This is a genomic window from bacterium, assembly GCA_021108215.1.
GTDB lineage: Bacteria > Oederibacteriota > JAAXVQ01 > JAAXVQ01 > JAUVAV01 > JAIORK01.
Genome location: JAIORK010000001.1, coordinates 1 through 13115, shown reverse-complemented (window position 1 = coordinate 13115; position 13115 = coordinate 1). Strand labels below are relative to the sequence as shown.

12 protein-coding genes are annotated in these 13115 nt (G+C 50.8%); 4 read left to right on the top strand and 8 right to left on the bottom strand.

Translation table 11 applies throughout. The features are described from left to right. The first annotated feature begins 3 nt into the window (after positions 1-3). Genes K8S19_00060 through bioD form a run of 3 tightly spaced genes read left to right on the top strand, consistent with a single transcriptional unit; the run spans position 4 to position 2118 of the window. Entirely contained in the window at positions 4-684 is a 681-nt protein-coding gene (locus K8S19_00060) for a DUF452 family protein (GenBank protein MCD4812076.1), read from the top strand. Further along, the gene (gene bioC, locus K8S19_00055) at positions 662-1432 is read left to right on the top strand and encodes a malonyl-ACP O-methyltransferase BioC (protein MCD4812075.1); all 771 of its coding nucleotides are present in this window, start codon (positions 662-664) and stop codon (positions 1430-1432) included. The genes K8S19_00060 and bioC overlap by 23 nt, the downstream gene beginning before the upstream one ends. Further along, positions 1426-2118, top strand: a complete 693-nt coding sequence (gene bioD / locus K8S19_00050) for a dethiobiotin synthase (protein ID MCD4812074.1) — start codon at positions 1426-1428, stop codon at positions 2116-2118. The genes bioC and bioD overlap by 7 nt, the downstream gene beginning before the upstream one ends. A gap of 3 nt (positions 2119-2121) precedes the next feature. Here the strand turns inward: bioD and K8S19_00045 are convergent, their stop codons facing one another. Then, positions 2122-2361 (bottom strand): hypothetical protein, encoded by a 240-nt coding sequence (locus K8S19_00045; GenBank protein MCD4812073.1) that lies wholly within the window; start codon positions 2359-2361, stop codon positions 2122-2124. A gap of 70 nt (positions 2362-2431) precedes the next feature. Here K8S19_00045 and K8S19_00040 point away from each other — a divergent pair, with 70 nt between their 5' ends. Next, a complete protein-coding gene (locus K8S19_00040; protein MCD4812072.1) occupies positions 2432-3457 on the top strand; it encodes an ADP-ribosylglycohydrolase family protein in 1026 nt (341 codons plus the stop codon). A gap of 181 nt (positions 3458-3638) precedes the next feature. Here the strand turns inward: K8S19_00040 and yqeK are convergent, their stop codons facing one another. From yqeK to K8S19_00005, 7 genes are all read right to left on the bottom strand, one after another. Then, positions 3639-4223: a bis(5'-nucleosyl)-tetraphosphatase (symmetrical) YqeK gene (gene yqeK / locus K8S19_00035; GenBank protein ID MCD4812071.1), complete on the bottom strand. Its 585-nt coding sequence runs from the start codon at positions 4221-4223 to the stop codon at positions 3639-3641. Further along, positions 4223-4402: a hypothetical protein gene (locus K8S19_00030; protein MCD4812070.1), complete on the bottom strand. Its 180-nt coding sequence runs from the start codon at positions 4400-4402 to the stop codon at positions 4223-4225. The genes yqeK and K8S19_00030 overlap by 1 nt, the downstream gene beginning before the upstream one ends. 32 nt (positions 4403-4434) lie before the next feature. Next, positions 4435-5319, bottom strand: coding sequence for a carbohydrate ABC transporter permease (locus K8S19_00025; protein ID MCD4812069.1), 885 nt, complete (start codon positions 5317-5319; stop codon positions 4435-4437). A gap of 3 nt (positions 5320-5322) precedes the next feature. Then, positions 5323-7209, bottom strand: a complete 1887-nt coding sequence (locus K8S19_00020) for an ABC transporter permease subunit (protein ID MCD4812068.1) — start codon at positions 7207-7209, stop codon at positions 5323-5325. A gap of 122 nt (positions 7210-7331) precedes the next feature. After that, positions 7332-8651, bottom strand: coding sequence for a sugar ABC transporter substrate-binding protein (locus K8S19_00015; protein ID MCD4812067.1), 1320 nt, complete (start codon positions 8649-8651; stop codon positions 7332-7334). Between the two features lie 349 nt (positions 8652-9000). Then, positions 9001-11307 (bottom strand): OmpA family protein, encoded by a 2307-nt coding sequence (locus K8S19_00010; GenBank protein MCD4812066.1) that lies wholly within the window; start codon positions 11305-11307, stop codon positions 9001-9003. After that, positions 11304-13115: hypothetical protein (locus tag K8S19_00005; GenBank protein MCD4812065.1), on the bottom strand; the 1812-nt coding region annotated here is incomplete at its 5' end. The genes K8S19_00010 and K8S19_00005, both read right to left, overlap by 4 nt.

Genomic DNA, 13115 nt, shown 5'->3' with positions numbered 1-13115 from the left:
ACCATGCAGAGCACCTGGCTGATTCAAACCAAAAAAGAAAAACTGCTGCTCTTTGTCAATGGCTGGGGAATGGATGCCGCTCCCTTCCGCTATTTAACCAGTGATCGCTATGATGTCCTCATGCTGTATGATTACCGTGATCTCACACCACCCCGGGAACTGGCCAAAATCTTTAAAGCCTATCACGAAGTTTATGTCATGGCCTGGTCCTTTGGCGTTTGGGTCTGCCAAAGCATCAAAGACATTCTCCCGGACCGAACGGTCTTCTCTTTGGCAATCAACGGCACCTTGCAGCCTATTCATACGCGCTACGGCATCACACCTGCCATTTTCGAAGCAACTTTAAAAAACCTCACCCCCCGGACATGCCGGCGTTTTTACAGTAATATGTTTTTAGAGGACCCGCATGCTGAGCGTTTTTTCAAAAATGCACCCCAGCGCAGCTTCGATGCCGTGCGTAATGAGCTCGCGATGCTCCAGCGCGCTGTTTTAGCAACAGATGATGAAGAATATATGGGATTCGATACAGCTCTAATCAGTAATTTCGATATCATCATCCCCTCCAATCATCAAATGAAATTTTGGAAAAACCAGAGTACCTGCCGTATCATCCGTGCCGGTCATTTCCCGTTTTATTTCTGGGACCAGTGGGAGGATATTCTTGTCCACATTAGTCATGAATAAAAATCATATCCGGCGGTGTTTTCAGAAATCCCAGGCAGCCTATGATACCCATGCGATCATGCAAACCCGCATGGCAGACACCCTGCTCAACGATCTCAGACATCTGCCGCACAACCATTTCGAAAATATTTTGGAGATCGGCTGCGGTACCGGGCTTCTCACAAAAAGACTGGCAGCACAATTTCGCAGCCGCCGCTATTTTGCCAACGACCTGATCGCCGGCAGCCTGAACCCCGGAACCCGTTTCAATGCCACCCGGCAACACTTTCTAGCCGGCGACATTGAAACCATGCCGGCGCTGCCCGACAATCTGGACCTGGTGGTTTCCAACGCAGCCTTCCAGTGGCTGAAAAATATCCAGGCCCTGCTGGAAAAACTCGCTTTGCTGATCCGGCCCGGCGGTTGGCTGGCCTTTAGCACCTTTGGTCCGGAAAATCTTAAGGAATTGGCAGCCTTAACCCGGCTAAGTCTCGACTATCCCGCCTTGAAAGAAATAAAAAAAATGACAGCCCCCTGGTTTAATGCCCTGGCCGTTTCCGAGGAACACCACAGTCTCCATTTTCCCGATGCCCTGTCTATGCTCCGTCATCTTCGTGCCACCGGCGTCAATAGCTTGTCCAAACAAATCTGGTCAAAATCACAGCTCAACAAACTGTTGTCACAGTATGCATTACGCTTCGGGAGTGAAAAGGGTGTTTGTCTGACTTACCATCCCATGTATTTCATTTTGCAGAGGAAAAAATGGTAACCTGTTTCATAACCGGCATTGATACCGGCGTGGGCAAAACTTATGCCACCGGCGCCTGGGCAAACCATCTCATAAATCATGGCCAAACCGTGATCACTGCCAAATTAGTCCAGACCGGATGTCGCGGCATCAGCGAAGATATTCAACTGCACCGCAAGCTGATGCAGGTGCCGCTACATGACCTGGACCGGGACGGTACCACCTGCCCCTATGTTTTTTCCCTGCCGGCCTCACCCCACCTGGCCGCCGCCCAGGAAAACCGCAGCATTGATTGTTCCGTAATTGACACCCATCTGGAACGTCTCGGACAAGTTTATGAGACCATCCTGTTAGAAGGTGCCGGCGGCATCCAGGTCCCTATCACACCTGACTGTACCATGCTGGATTTTGTCGCAGCACGAAACCTTCCGGTCCTGGTGGTCACCTCTCCCCGGTTAGGCAGCATCAACCATACCTTGCTAACCTTGGAAGCACTTTTATCCCGCAATATCACTGTGATCGGCATGGTCTACAATCTGGCAAATACCACTGCACCTAAAATCACGGATGATTCCAGAAAATTATTCCAAACACGCTATCCCCGGATTCCCCTGATCGACATGCCCCAAGTGGAGAAAACCGATGCCATCCCGGCGATTGATTTTGCCAAACTTAATTTCCCTGGAAAAACTCAAAACCAAAGCTAACCACTAATAAAAATCCACAGGCTTACCCGGCATCCGGCATGCGCCGGACAAGTACGCCGGGCAGGCTGCCCATTGTGTTCGCGCCGGCACGATAAAGCCCCTTTGCAGCACAGGAGTGAAACAATGCACACAGGTCTCAACCGCCAGTAGGGAATGGTCGCGACCATTCCCTACTGGCGCCTGATCAAACAATTGATCGCGTGAGCTGCCAAAGGACAAAATACGGAACGGCAATAATTTCATTTCCCCATCAGTTTTCCTTGAATTGTGACGACTATAAAAGCAGGAAACTATTCATGTAAAGGAACCTACTATGACCCTACCGCGCAAAGATCAGTTTCAAGGGTGTCTGATCGGTCTGTGTTTGGGTGATGCCGTCGGCTATCCTGCCGAAGGGTACCCGACTGTAATCTGTCAGCGTTATACTCAGGACATCCTGCTCACCGGCCGCACAGGTGAATGGACCCATTTCCCCTATCCTTTCGGACAATACAGTGATGATGGTCAGTTATCCCGCGAACTGATGATCAGCTATCTCCACTGTCAAAAATTTGATCCCGCTGACTTTGCCCACCGGATCGCAACACTTTACCAATTTAAAAAATTAATCGGATTTGGAAAATCAACTGAAGCGGCGATACGGCGGTTGGTCCGGGGTTTTTCCTGGACCCAGACCGGAACCCTGGCACCGGCGGCGGGAAACGGCAGCACGGTCCGCGCGGCACCCTTGGGACTGTTATTCTTTGATGATCCCGACCAGATGCAAATCGCTGCTGAAAACCAAAGCCGCATCACCCACCAGGATAACCGGTGTATTGCCGGCGCCATTGCGCTTGGCGGCGCGGTGGGTCTTGCCATGCAGACCCCGGAAATTATCATGGAACCCTTTTTAAAACAACTCAGCCTGTGGGTACGGCCTTATGATCCCATTTTAGCGGAAAGTATCCTCACCCTGCCGGACTGGCTCATCCTGCCTTTGAGCGAAGCGCTCTTGATTATTTCCCAAACAGGAGTCTTGCCGGAATACGAGCAAACCTGGCAGGGAATTTCTCCCTTTGTCACCAGCAGTGTACTCTGGAGTTTGTATGCATTTTTAAAATCACCGGATGACTATTGGCAGACCCTGTGCACCGCGATCAGTGTGGGCGGCGATGTGGATACCACCGCAGCCATGGCCGGTGCCATCAGCGGCGCACATTTAGGACTGCCCGCCATTCCTCAAGCATCTGCCAACACATTGACTGACCAGGGTTCATGGGAATACACAAAATTACTCGGCCTGGCAGAGAAATGCTTTGATGTCAAAATGACCCAAACCCTCCAAACCAAAAAAGCTTAATCCACAGATTACGCCCTGCTCCCTGATAGTAAATCATCTGATTCGCAGGACCGGCAGATTACATAAATTTAAAAATAAATAGAGTTATTTTCTTTACGCTTTTAACCCTAAAAAATATTTTGATCTTTAATGGTTTTAATTTTTTAATCTGCGAAATCTGAGTAATCTGTGAATAATGCTCTTAGGATTTAACTTTGATACCCTGTTCTTTGGCCAAAGCCAGTGTCCAGGGATGAAGGGTGAGATGATTCTTCGCCAGATAGTTTATTTTTTCCTGCGTAACGCGGCGTGCGGCTGCCTGCAAATCTTTTGCAAGCAATCGGCGTACCGCTTGCGCGGCCGTGTGGGTACGGTGCGGCTCACAAAAATCCGCAACATAGATCAACCGGTCCAGAGCATTCATCCCGGTGTGCCCGGTCGAGTGCATCCCAATGGCACGTAAAATCATGGGATCTTTTACCTGATAGCGTCTTTGTGCCAAAAAAACACCTGCCGGATTATGCCAGAGACAGGGGTCGGCACATGTGGCTGCCGGTGCAAAGCGTCCCCGGTATTGTTGTATTAGTTTTTTTTGTGCAGATGGTTTCAAATCGCGGGCACAATCATGCAGCAGTCCGGCCAGATAGGCGCGCCGTGGAGAAACCGCATAGCGCCCTGCCATGGCCTTGGCCATATCCGCCACCGCCAGGACATGCTCAAAGCGGGCGCCGGTTAAGGCATGGTTTAACTTTTTGTGAAACGGGTCACGTGTGGCGGGTCCGGCCATTACCTTCCCAGTGCCAGCCAACCCAGCGCAAATAAAACAACACCGGCGGCCAGCCAAATCAGTATCCCCCGGGCTGCTTCCCAAGGATTGGCGGGCAAAGAGCGTAAACGGCTGGCATGATCCGCCATATCCAGTTCCTGATTCACCGGTTTTCTTAATCTGCGTTTTTTCGTAGCCATTCATTCCTCCATAAAAAATGTATTGCTGTATTTTACCCCTGCAGACCGGTAAATACAACACCGCGTACAATATATTTTTGAAATGCAAAATAAAGAAAGATGGTAGGCAGGGTTGTCAGTGTCACCACCGCCATAATGATGTTCCAGGGCTCGCCGCTTTCCACCATTTTCTGCACACCCACCATGAGCGTATAAAGTTTCGGGTTATTGATCACAATTAAGGGCCAGAAAAAACTATTCCAGGTGGTAATAAAACCAAAAATTCCCAACACCACAAAAATCGGCCGGGATACCGGCCAGACAATTTTTCTAAAAATCATCCACTCCGAGCAGCCGTCCAAACGACCTGCGTCCAACCAATCATCCGGCAGACGTTCAAAAAAACTTTTCATAATTAGAATATTAAATGCCGAAACAATGGTCGGCAGAATCAATCCCCAAAACGTGGAGATCAAATTAATATTGGGGATATTTTCCGCCGGAAAACTCTTCATGACCAGGTACAAAGGGATCAGGATACTCTCAGCCGGAATCATCAAAGTGAGTAAAAATAAAATCAAAATCATTCTCCCCAAAGGCGGCCGCAATTTGGCAAAAGAGTAGGCCGCCAGGGCCGAGAGGAAAAGCTGCCCCGCCACCACACCAAAACAGTGAATCAGCGAATTAAAAATATAGGTGGCAAAAGGCACATGCTGCCAGGCGATCAAATAGGATGACCAATCAAATTTTCCATAAAACCACTTCGGCGGCCAGGTGAATATCTCCTGGGCAGGCACTAAAGACGTGGCCACCATCCAGAGAAACGGAACCACGACCAATGCCGCCAGCACACAAACCAGCAGCGTCCCGGTAATCATGAATAGTCTCACCGAAGTTGTTTTCCGGTCAGCGGATGATATAATTGCACGATGACTCATACATCAGCCTCCATTCGAATCCAAACGCCGCAACCGCAGCAGCGTAATCACCAACAGCATAAACAGCAGAATCATAGACAAGGCTGCTGCATAACCAATATCCATATAAAAGAACGCTTGTTTGTAAATATATGTCGCAATCATCTCGGTCGAATTCATGGGACCGCCATTGGTCATGATATAAACCTCAGTAAACAATTGCAAGGTGTTAATAATGGTGATAATCAGCATCACCGCAATCACGCTGCGCATGGCCGGCAGCGTGACATGCTTGATCTTGTGCCACAAGGTCGCGCCGTCCATCTCCGCTTCCTCATAAAGCGTCGCATCAATATTACCCAGCGCAGCTGAATAAATCAGAATCGCCCAACCCGTATTTTTCCAGATATAAACCATCACAATGGAAAACAAAGCCAGTTTGGGATCGGTCAACCAGCCGATATGCGGGTCCGCCAGGGGTAAAAACGCCAGCAGCGCATTGAGCAATCCCAGGCCCTGGTCCATAATCCACTTCCACAAAATTGCGGCCGGAACAGCCGGCATGAGAAACGGCAGAAAAAAAACAAATTTCAACGGCCCTTTTCCCCAGCGCAATTCATTGATAAAAATAGAAAGAAAGATCGGCAGCCAAAAACCGAGCATTAAAATCATGATACAAAAACCGCCGGCATGAAGAAGTGTTTTCCAGAACATCTCATCGTGAAAGGCACGAATATAATTTTGTAATCCTATAAACGTTGATACCCCGGTGGGATGATAATCATACAGGGAAATCAGCAATCCCTTGATCATGGGATACCATGAAAATAATGAAAACGCAATAAAAGCCGGCAATAGAAACATCAATGCCGCCTGATGCAGCCGGGTAAATTTAAAAGGCTGCTTTACCTCACCAACCTGACCTAAAATCGCCGCCAGCTTATCCGGACGGGGCTGTTCCACTGCCACCGGCGCTGAAGGTTTGGCCAGCTTGGGCAGCTTGGGTTTACGCGCCGGACTCTCCCAGCGTGCTTGAATTCTGGCATGCAACAATTGTTCATGTGAAGGCATCGCAGCAACTGCCGGTGCCTGCACCGGCGGTACTGCAAGGGTTTCCTCTGCCGGGGGCGGTTCCGCCGGCATGTCCTCCACTTGAAAAGCCGCCGCCATGTCCTCAGCCGGCTGTGTGCCGGCTACCGGCGCTTCCGGTCCAGGCAAAGCAGACATGTCCGAGGCCGGTTGCATCTCAGGTGCAATCGGCGCCTCTGAAAAATCATCCGTCGCCTCCGGCGGTGCAGTCGGCACCTCGGGCGGCAAAGGGACCTCCGGGGGTAAAAAATTATCTTCCAAAGATTCGTCGGGAACTTCCGTTGCCTGGGGCGGTGCTTCCGGTACCGGCGGAGCATGTTCGGACAAATCCTGCACCGGTGCTTGTTCATCAACAAGCAATTCCGGCGGCACTTCCAGATTATCCAGACCGGGAAGTTTTACCTTGGCCGGAGCAGCTGCCGGGGTATCTGTTTCCGGATACAAGGGCGGATGCACGACATCACTTTCAACCGGAGCAGCCGGCACCTCGATTTGCTGAGCAGTATTTTGCATCCGGTTAGTACGTGGAATCAATTCATCCAAGGCCGAATCCTGCTCACCTGTCAGCGGTTCTTCATCTAATTCCTCATCGCGGGTAACAATGGAATCCTCAATTTTATCACGGCGAAAACCACGATGCATACCCTGTGCATTCTCGCCTTGTGTTTCCGCAGGAATGGGTGCCAATTCCGGTTCCGTCGCGGGCATGATCTGCTCATCAACCAATGTGGTGAGCAGGTCATTGATCTGATCATCGGTCTGGTTGGAGAGCAACCGGTCAAAAAAATCGGTTGGCAGACGTTTGGGTCGTTTCTGCGCCATACTTTACTCCTTCAATCTCTCGGGCGCGATCAATCGCGCCCCTACAGCGAAATGCACGTTCGGGCTTATATGTCACCGGCATGCGCCGGACGCGATTCACCGGACAGGTCGCGTCCGTAACATCATTTCTTTTTTTCAAACGGAAAAAAACGTTTATTAATCTTCAAGTTAAATGTCTGAACATACGTTTCCAGGTTAATTGAATCATCCACAAAAATCGCCTGTAAAAGATCTTTGTCCATGGCATCCTTCATGAGTATCCACTCCGCAAACTGGGGTTCATTGCGGACAAATGCCAGTTCCTCCTTGACCATCGCAAACTCCGGCATGTTTAAAAGATTGGTTGATGCCGCAAAAGCACCGGGAAAAATTGTCATCTTCATTTCATTCATGCGCACCCACTTCCAAAGCTGGTTGGCGGGCGAGAGATCAAACTCAATATACTTCCAGGCTGCCTGCTGCCGTTCCTTTGGAATTGAAGCATTGATGATAAAAACATCCCCCCCGGCATGCGACGCCCGCAATCCATCCGGCCCGGCGGGCAGCGGTGCAATCCCGGCATTGCTGAAATCCAACCCATATTTATTGATCAATGACGGCAGCTCGTTGGCAACCCCCATCATCATCCCGATTTTTCCCAAAGCAAACATCTGCGCAATATTTTCATGCGTCGGCAGGGCATTCGGGGGCAGGACTTTATAATCATTTTTAAGTGCGCGCCAAAACCGGAGTACCTGTACGATCTCAGTTGAAGAAAGCGAGGCCTCCATATGACCGCGGTTGTTTTTCCGTATCATGGTTCCACCGTTTTGCCAGACGAAATCCATAAAATTCCAGGTTGTTGGCGGCAGGCCAAAACCATACTGCCCGACTGAAGGATCAGTTAAAACCTTGGCATACTCAATAAGTTCATCCCAGGTGCGCGGGGGTTCCTCCGGATCAAGCCCGGCCCGGGCAAAAAGATCCTTGCGATAGAACAAAACCGTGAAGTAAGTATCACGCGGAACACCGTAAATCTTGTTATCCACCTTAGCCGGGTCCCATACAATCTCGGGAATATACTCTTTTTGGTCCCAGTCCTCGATATAGGTGTCCATGGGCGCGATAAAACCCTGACGTGCCAAAATGGGCAGTGCCCCGACCCAGACTTGCATCACATCCGGGCCCTTGCCGCCGGCCATGACAGTGACAAATTCCTGCGGTGAAAATTCACGCTCAATACCATTAATTTTAATCCGGGGATTTTCCTGTTCAAAACGCATCACAGTTTCTTTCCAAAGTCTGCGTTCTTTTTCCTGGCGTGAAGGTGGTTTGTTCCAGACTTCTAAAACCAACCCTTGTTTGGGAACTTCATTTACAAAGTAATAATTCTGAAACCATACGGCCAACATAAAAACCGATAAAGAAATAAGAAATAATATTCCAAAAATCTTTCTGAGCATAACCATCCTCGTGTTGTACCGCTTAGGGTCCTAGCGACCGTCTGTCTCTCAAAAGTAACGGCGTTTTTTGAAAAAAATCAATTATTCAATTGATAATACAAGCGTTATTGAAGAAAGTCAAGGCAATGACACAAACCCCAAAACCTTAAAACCAATCCACCCTTTGTGCTCTGCTCTCTAACCGGCAAATCATTCTCCACAAATTACGCAGATAACACAGATTAAACCTTAAAACTTTTAGGATTACAGACTTAATAAATTTATGCTTTTTAATCCTATATTGTTTTTTTAGTTTTTAAAATCTGTGTAATCTGCGTAATCTGTGGATAAATTCTTTTCCTTTGCCTTTTTATTTCTGAATAATCAACACCACTTCGACCCGCCGGTTTTTTGCGCGACCTGCCGAGGTAGTCTCCGGTGCCAGCGGCAGCCTGGCCCCATAGCCTACCACCGCCATTTGGTTATTTGGAATACCGCATGAAAAATTCAAATACTCTTGCACCTTCCGGGCCCGCTCCCAGGCAAGCTCCAATTCCTGACCCTTGGCTTCCTGATTATCCGTATAGCCCTTGATTTGTAAACGGTAGCGCTTGGCATATTTTTTAATGGTCTCTGATGCCTGCTTGAGCCGCTTATAATCGCTGACCTGAATATCCGTGGCACCCGGCTTAAACGTAATCATGGTAAGGTGCAGCGCCAGCGCCCTGCCGGTATCCTCTGTATCAATATCTGTGGCCAAAGCCAGTTTGGGTCCGCGCATGACATAGTTGCCGCTATAGGTTATTGCCGCTTGTGCCTGAAAATACTCACCCCGTTTAACCAGCACACCTTTTTGGTTTTTACAATCCCAGACCACACCAACCGGCGGCACACCCTTGCCGGAAAGCGTCCTGACCAAAGTCTTGATACGCGCATTGCGGATATTCAGTTTCCAGGATTTAATTTCACTACGCGGACCGGCGGTGATGGTGAATGTTGCCTGACCGCCTTGCTTATCACCCAGTTTGATCAATCGCGGTTTAACCTGCATGGCAACCTTGGGTTCAATGCGTTTTACGGTAAAGGGCTGGAGCGCTGTCCTGACCTGTCCAATCGCATCGAAAACCTTCACCAACACATCATAGGTTCCCGGCGTAATTGCCCGCTTCTGTGTCAACATGCCATCCCAGCGGACGATGGGCGGCACGCGGCCTTTACCGCTAAACGATTTCATAATAATACCATCCGGCTGCTGAATTACGATCTCCCAGGTCACATTGCTGAGATTTTGCGTATTGGTCATGCGGAATGTAACTTCCCGCTGCGGACGGGTTGCCAATATAATAAGCGTCCTGGGCCGGATACGCAATCCAATGGCCGGCATTTGAGTACGGATCAAGACCGTAACCGATGTGGTCCCAATCGTTTTTCCCTGTAAATCAAACAACACCAGTGTCGCTTCATACGTGCCGTCCGGACAGACTTTGCCCTCACGATCCGTACCATCCCATTCAAACTGTTCGGAGTAATCTTCTCCTGAAAAATCCCTGACAACTTCATTTTCAACATTTTGGATACGCAGCCGCCAGGCAGTTGTCCGGCTCCAGTCGCCCTCAATGAGATTTAATTGAAATACCACCGTATCTGTAAGGCTCCCGCCGCCCGGCGAGAAGACCTCGGGCAGTGCCACCAGTTCCATTTTGTAATCCGGCACCCGGCGAACCACGATCTCGGGTATGGGGATTGCGGCAACCCCGATTTTTTTCGGCAGCGCCGGAAGAACATAGCTAAGTGTCAAGCGGTGTGAGATACCCAGTTGCGCAACCTCACCCAACAGGGCGTACTGAAGATCCCAGCCTGAAATTTTGAAACCCGCACCGGCACTAAACGTACTGGCGTGGTTGCTGTCCAGCATATAACCGGCACGCAGCCCGATGATTTCGCGAAACCATCTTTCCATCCCGATCCGGAGAATACGCGTGCCTTGCACCTCTTCCTGACCGGATTGGACCATCTCGAAATCCAGCGTGGCTGCGGTGAAATCATCAATATGAAATGCCGATCCCACAACCATGCTCTGCGGTACTTGCTCTGTCAGGCTGTTATTCCAGGTGATCCGGGTATCCAAATCCCGAAGTGTCACGGCCCAAGCCAGGACCTGTTCTTCTCCCAATGGCAACCGGTATCGCAATCCAAAATCAAATCCCATCCCGGAATAAGTGTGAGTATCCAGGGTCATCCCGCCAAACAAAATTTTCAACCCGGCACCCAGATAAAGCCGCCGGTCCGCTGTCAATGGCATACTTCCCGCAAGGGTTACCGTCTCGGTATTGATGGGTGATGAATCACTATAGTAATGATGCACCCAGTTCAATCCAACCGCTGCATCGGCGGTAAGCGGTGCTGCTGCAGAAAAATTAAATAACCGCATTTTTCCGTTGTAAAGTGATCCCAACGATGTCCCTATCTGCAAATGATCCAAACTTCCCAATCCGGCCGGGTTCCACCAAACCGCGCTCTCATCCGCGACCAGTGCCGTATAGGCGCCCGCCATACCCATGGCGCGGGCACCCAAACCATTGGCGCCGCCTTTTTCATACAACCCCGCGTAAAGCGGCAGCGTCCCGATCACACCGGCCAGTCCAATAAATATCAACTGCCTAAGTATCCGCCTCATCGCAATACCGCCAGTTTCATTACTTTTCTTTCTACCTGCCCGGTCACAGGATCCTTGGCTAAAATAACCACCAGATAGACACCGCTGGCCAAGCGTTCACCGCAGGTGTTGGTCATATTCCAATCCACGTAATCCATGCTCCCAAAATAAAGACGCCCGACCAGCTCCCCGGCAACGGTATAGACATTGGCTTTGACCTCGGCCCCGGCAATGCGTGTCCGTCCCCAGACCCGGACTGTATCACGCGCCGGATTGGGTGCCAGCCTGGTGCTTTCCAAAACCCGGATAAAGGGACGCTGCACTGTCACCGGTTTAACCACCACCGTCTCCCGATTAATGCGGTCCACACTGATGGTCTTAATATAATATTGTCCACTGGCGACTAATTTCCCCGCTTCATTGGTGCCATCCCACAAAGTCTCAAAAAGAGTATCAGTCCAAATACGCAATTGTTCACGCCCATCCGCCTGTAAAAGGTCTGCTGAAAGACTGAAATCATTCACCGGTTCCAAAACATGTGTCTCCAAAAGGGTCCGCACCCGGTTGCCGGCGGAATCCAGAATTAAAACTGTGAATTCAATGCCGGCCACCTCCGTGGCTGTCGGGGTCACGGTGGGTGAATGCGTTATTGTGGGGGTCACCGTCACAGTCGGCGTAACGGTACTGGTCTGTGTGATCGTGGGCGAAACTGTAGCTGTCGGTGACATGGTCGCGGTCTCTGTGATGGTCGCACTCGGGGTCGCACTCGGGGTTGCAGTGAAACTCGGCGTAACAGTCGGGGTTGTTGTCACGGTAAATGTTGAAGTCGGTGTCCCGCTCAGTGTGACAGTTAGCGTAATGGTTGCCGTTGGCGTGGCCGTACCGGTCGACGTATTGGTCGGTGTTACAGTTCCGGTCGCAGTCGGGGTTACGCTTGGTGTCGCGGTCGGCGTCGCAGTGAATGACGATGTGGCCGTGGCCGTGGGTGTATCGGTTTCTGTCGCGGTCGCGGTTGTGGTCGGCGTGCCGGTAGATGTTGGCGTTACTGTCGGTGTGGCGGTCGGGGTCGTGGTGTATGTCGACGTAAACGACGGCGTCATAGTCGGTGTATCGGTCGGGGTTGCGGTGTATGTCGGCGTAAACGACGGCGTCGCTGTGTTGGTCGCAGTCGCCGTTGGTGTCATGGTGAACGTCGAGGTCTGTGTCACTGTGATGGTCGGCGTAGCAGTCGCGGTTGGTGTATCCGTCGGCGTTATGGTCAATGTCGGTGAATGCGTTGCTGTAGCCGTATCGGTCGGGGTCGCGGTTGGTGTGGCTGTGAATGTTGCTGTAACTGTTGGTGTGACTGTATTTGTCGATGTTCCCGTTGGCGTCGCGGTCAGTGTCGGCGTATCGGTCGGCGTGACCGTTGATGTTACTGTATATGTCGGTGTCGCGGTCGGTGTGGCGGTCGCGGTTGATGTTCCTGTGGGCGTCATCGTCAGTGTCGATGTATCGGTCGGGGTGACCGTCACTGTCGGTGTCCCGGTCGGGGTCACAGTAAGCGTTGGAGTATCAGTCGGAGTAACCGTCAATGTCGGGGTTACGGTTAACGTCGGCGTCACGGTAAGCGTCGGCGTACCGGTTGGCGTGGCGGTCAATGTCGGTGTTTCGGTCGGGGTCGCGGTATACGTCGACGTCGCAGTCGGCGTTGCCGTAAACGTCGGTGTATCCGTCGGCGTCATTGTAAACGTGGCAGTATCCGTTGGCGTGGCGGTCAATGTCGGTGTCCCGGTCGGGGTCGCGGTATACGTCGACGTCGCAGTCGGCGTTGCCGTAAACGTCGGTGT

Excerpts from the sequence above, each read along its gene's own strand:
- K8S19_00060 (MCD4812076.1), top strand. The coding sequence starts at position 4 with ATGCAGAGCACCTGGCTGATTCAAACCAAAAAAGAAAAACTGCTGCTC.
- bioD (MCD4812074.1), top strand. The coding sequence starts at position 1,426 with ATGGTAACCTGTTTCATAACCGGCATTGATACCGGCGTGGGCAAAACT.
- yqeK (MCD4812071.1), bottom strand. The coding sequence starts at position 4,223 with ATGGCCGGACCCGCCACACGTGACCCGTTTCACAAAAAGTTAAACCAT.
- K8S19_00010 (MCD4812066.1), bottom strand. The coding sequence starts at position 11,307 with ATGAGGCGGATACTTAGGCAGTTGATATTTATTGGACTGGCCGGTGTG.
- K8S19_00025 (MCD4812069.1), bottom strand. The coding sequence starts at position 5,319 with ATGAGTCATCGTGCAATTATATCATCCGCTGACCGGAAAACAACTTCG.
- K8S19_00015 (MCD4812067.1), bottom strand. The coding sequence starts at position 8,651 with ATGCTCAGAAAGATTTTTGGAATATTATTTCTTATTTCTTTATCGGTT.
- K8S19_00030 (MCD4812070.1), bottom strand. The coding sequence starts at position 4,402 with ATGGCTACGAAAAAACGCAGATTAAGAAAACCGGTGAATCAGGAACTG.
- K8S19_00040 (MCD4812072.1), top strand. The coding sequence starts at position 2,432 with ATGACCCTACCGCGCAAAGATCAGTTTCAAGGGTGTCTGATCGGTCTG.
- K8S19_00045 (MCD4812073.1), bottom strand. The coding sequence starts at position 2,361 with ATGAAATTATTGCCGTTCCGTATTTTGTCCTTTGGCAGCTCACGCGAT.
- K8S19_00020 (MCD4812068.1), bottom strand. The coding sequence starts at position 7,209 with ATGGCGCAGAAACGACCCAAACGTCTGCCAACCGATTTTTTTGACCGG.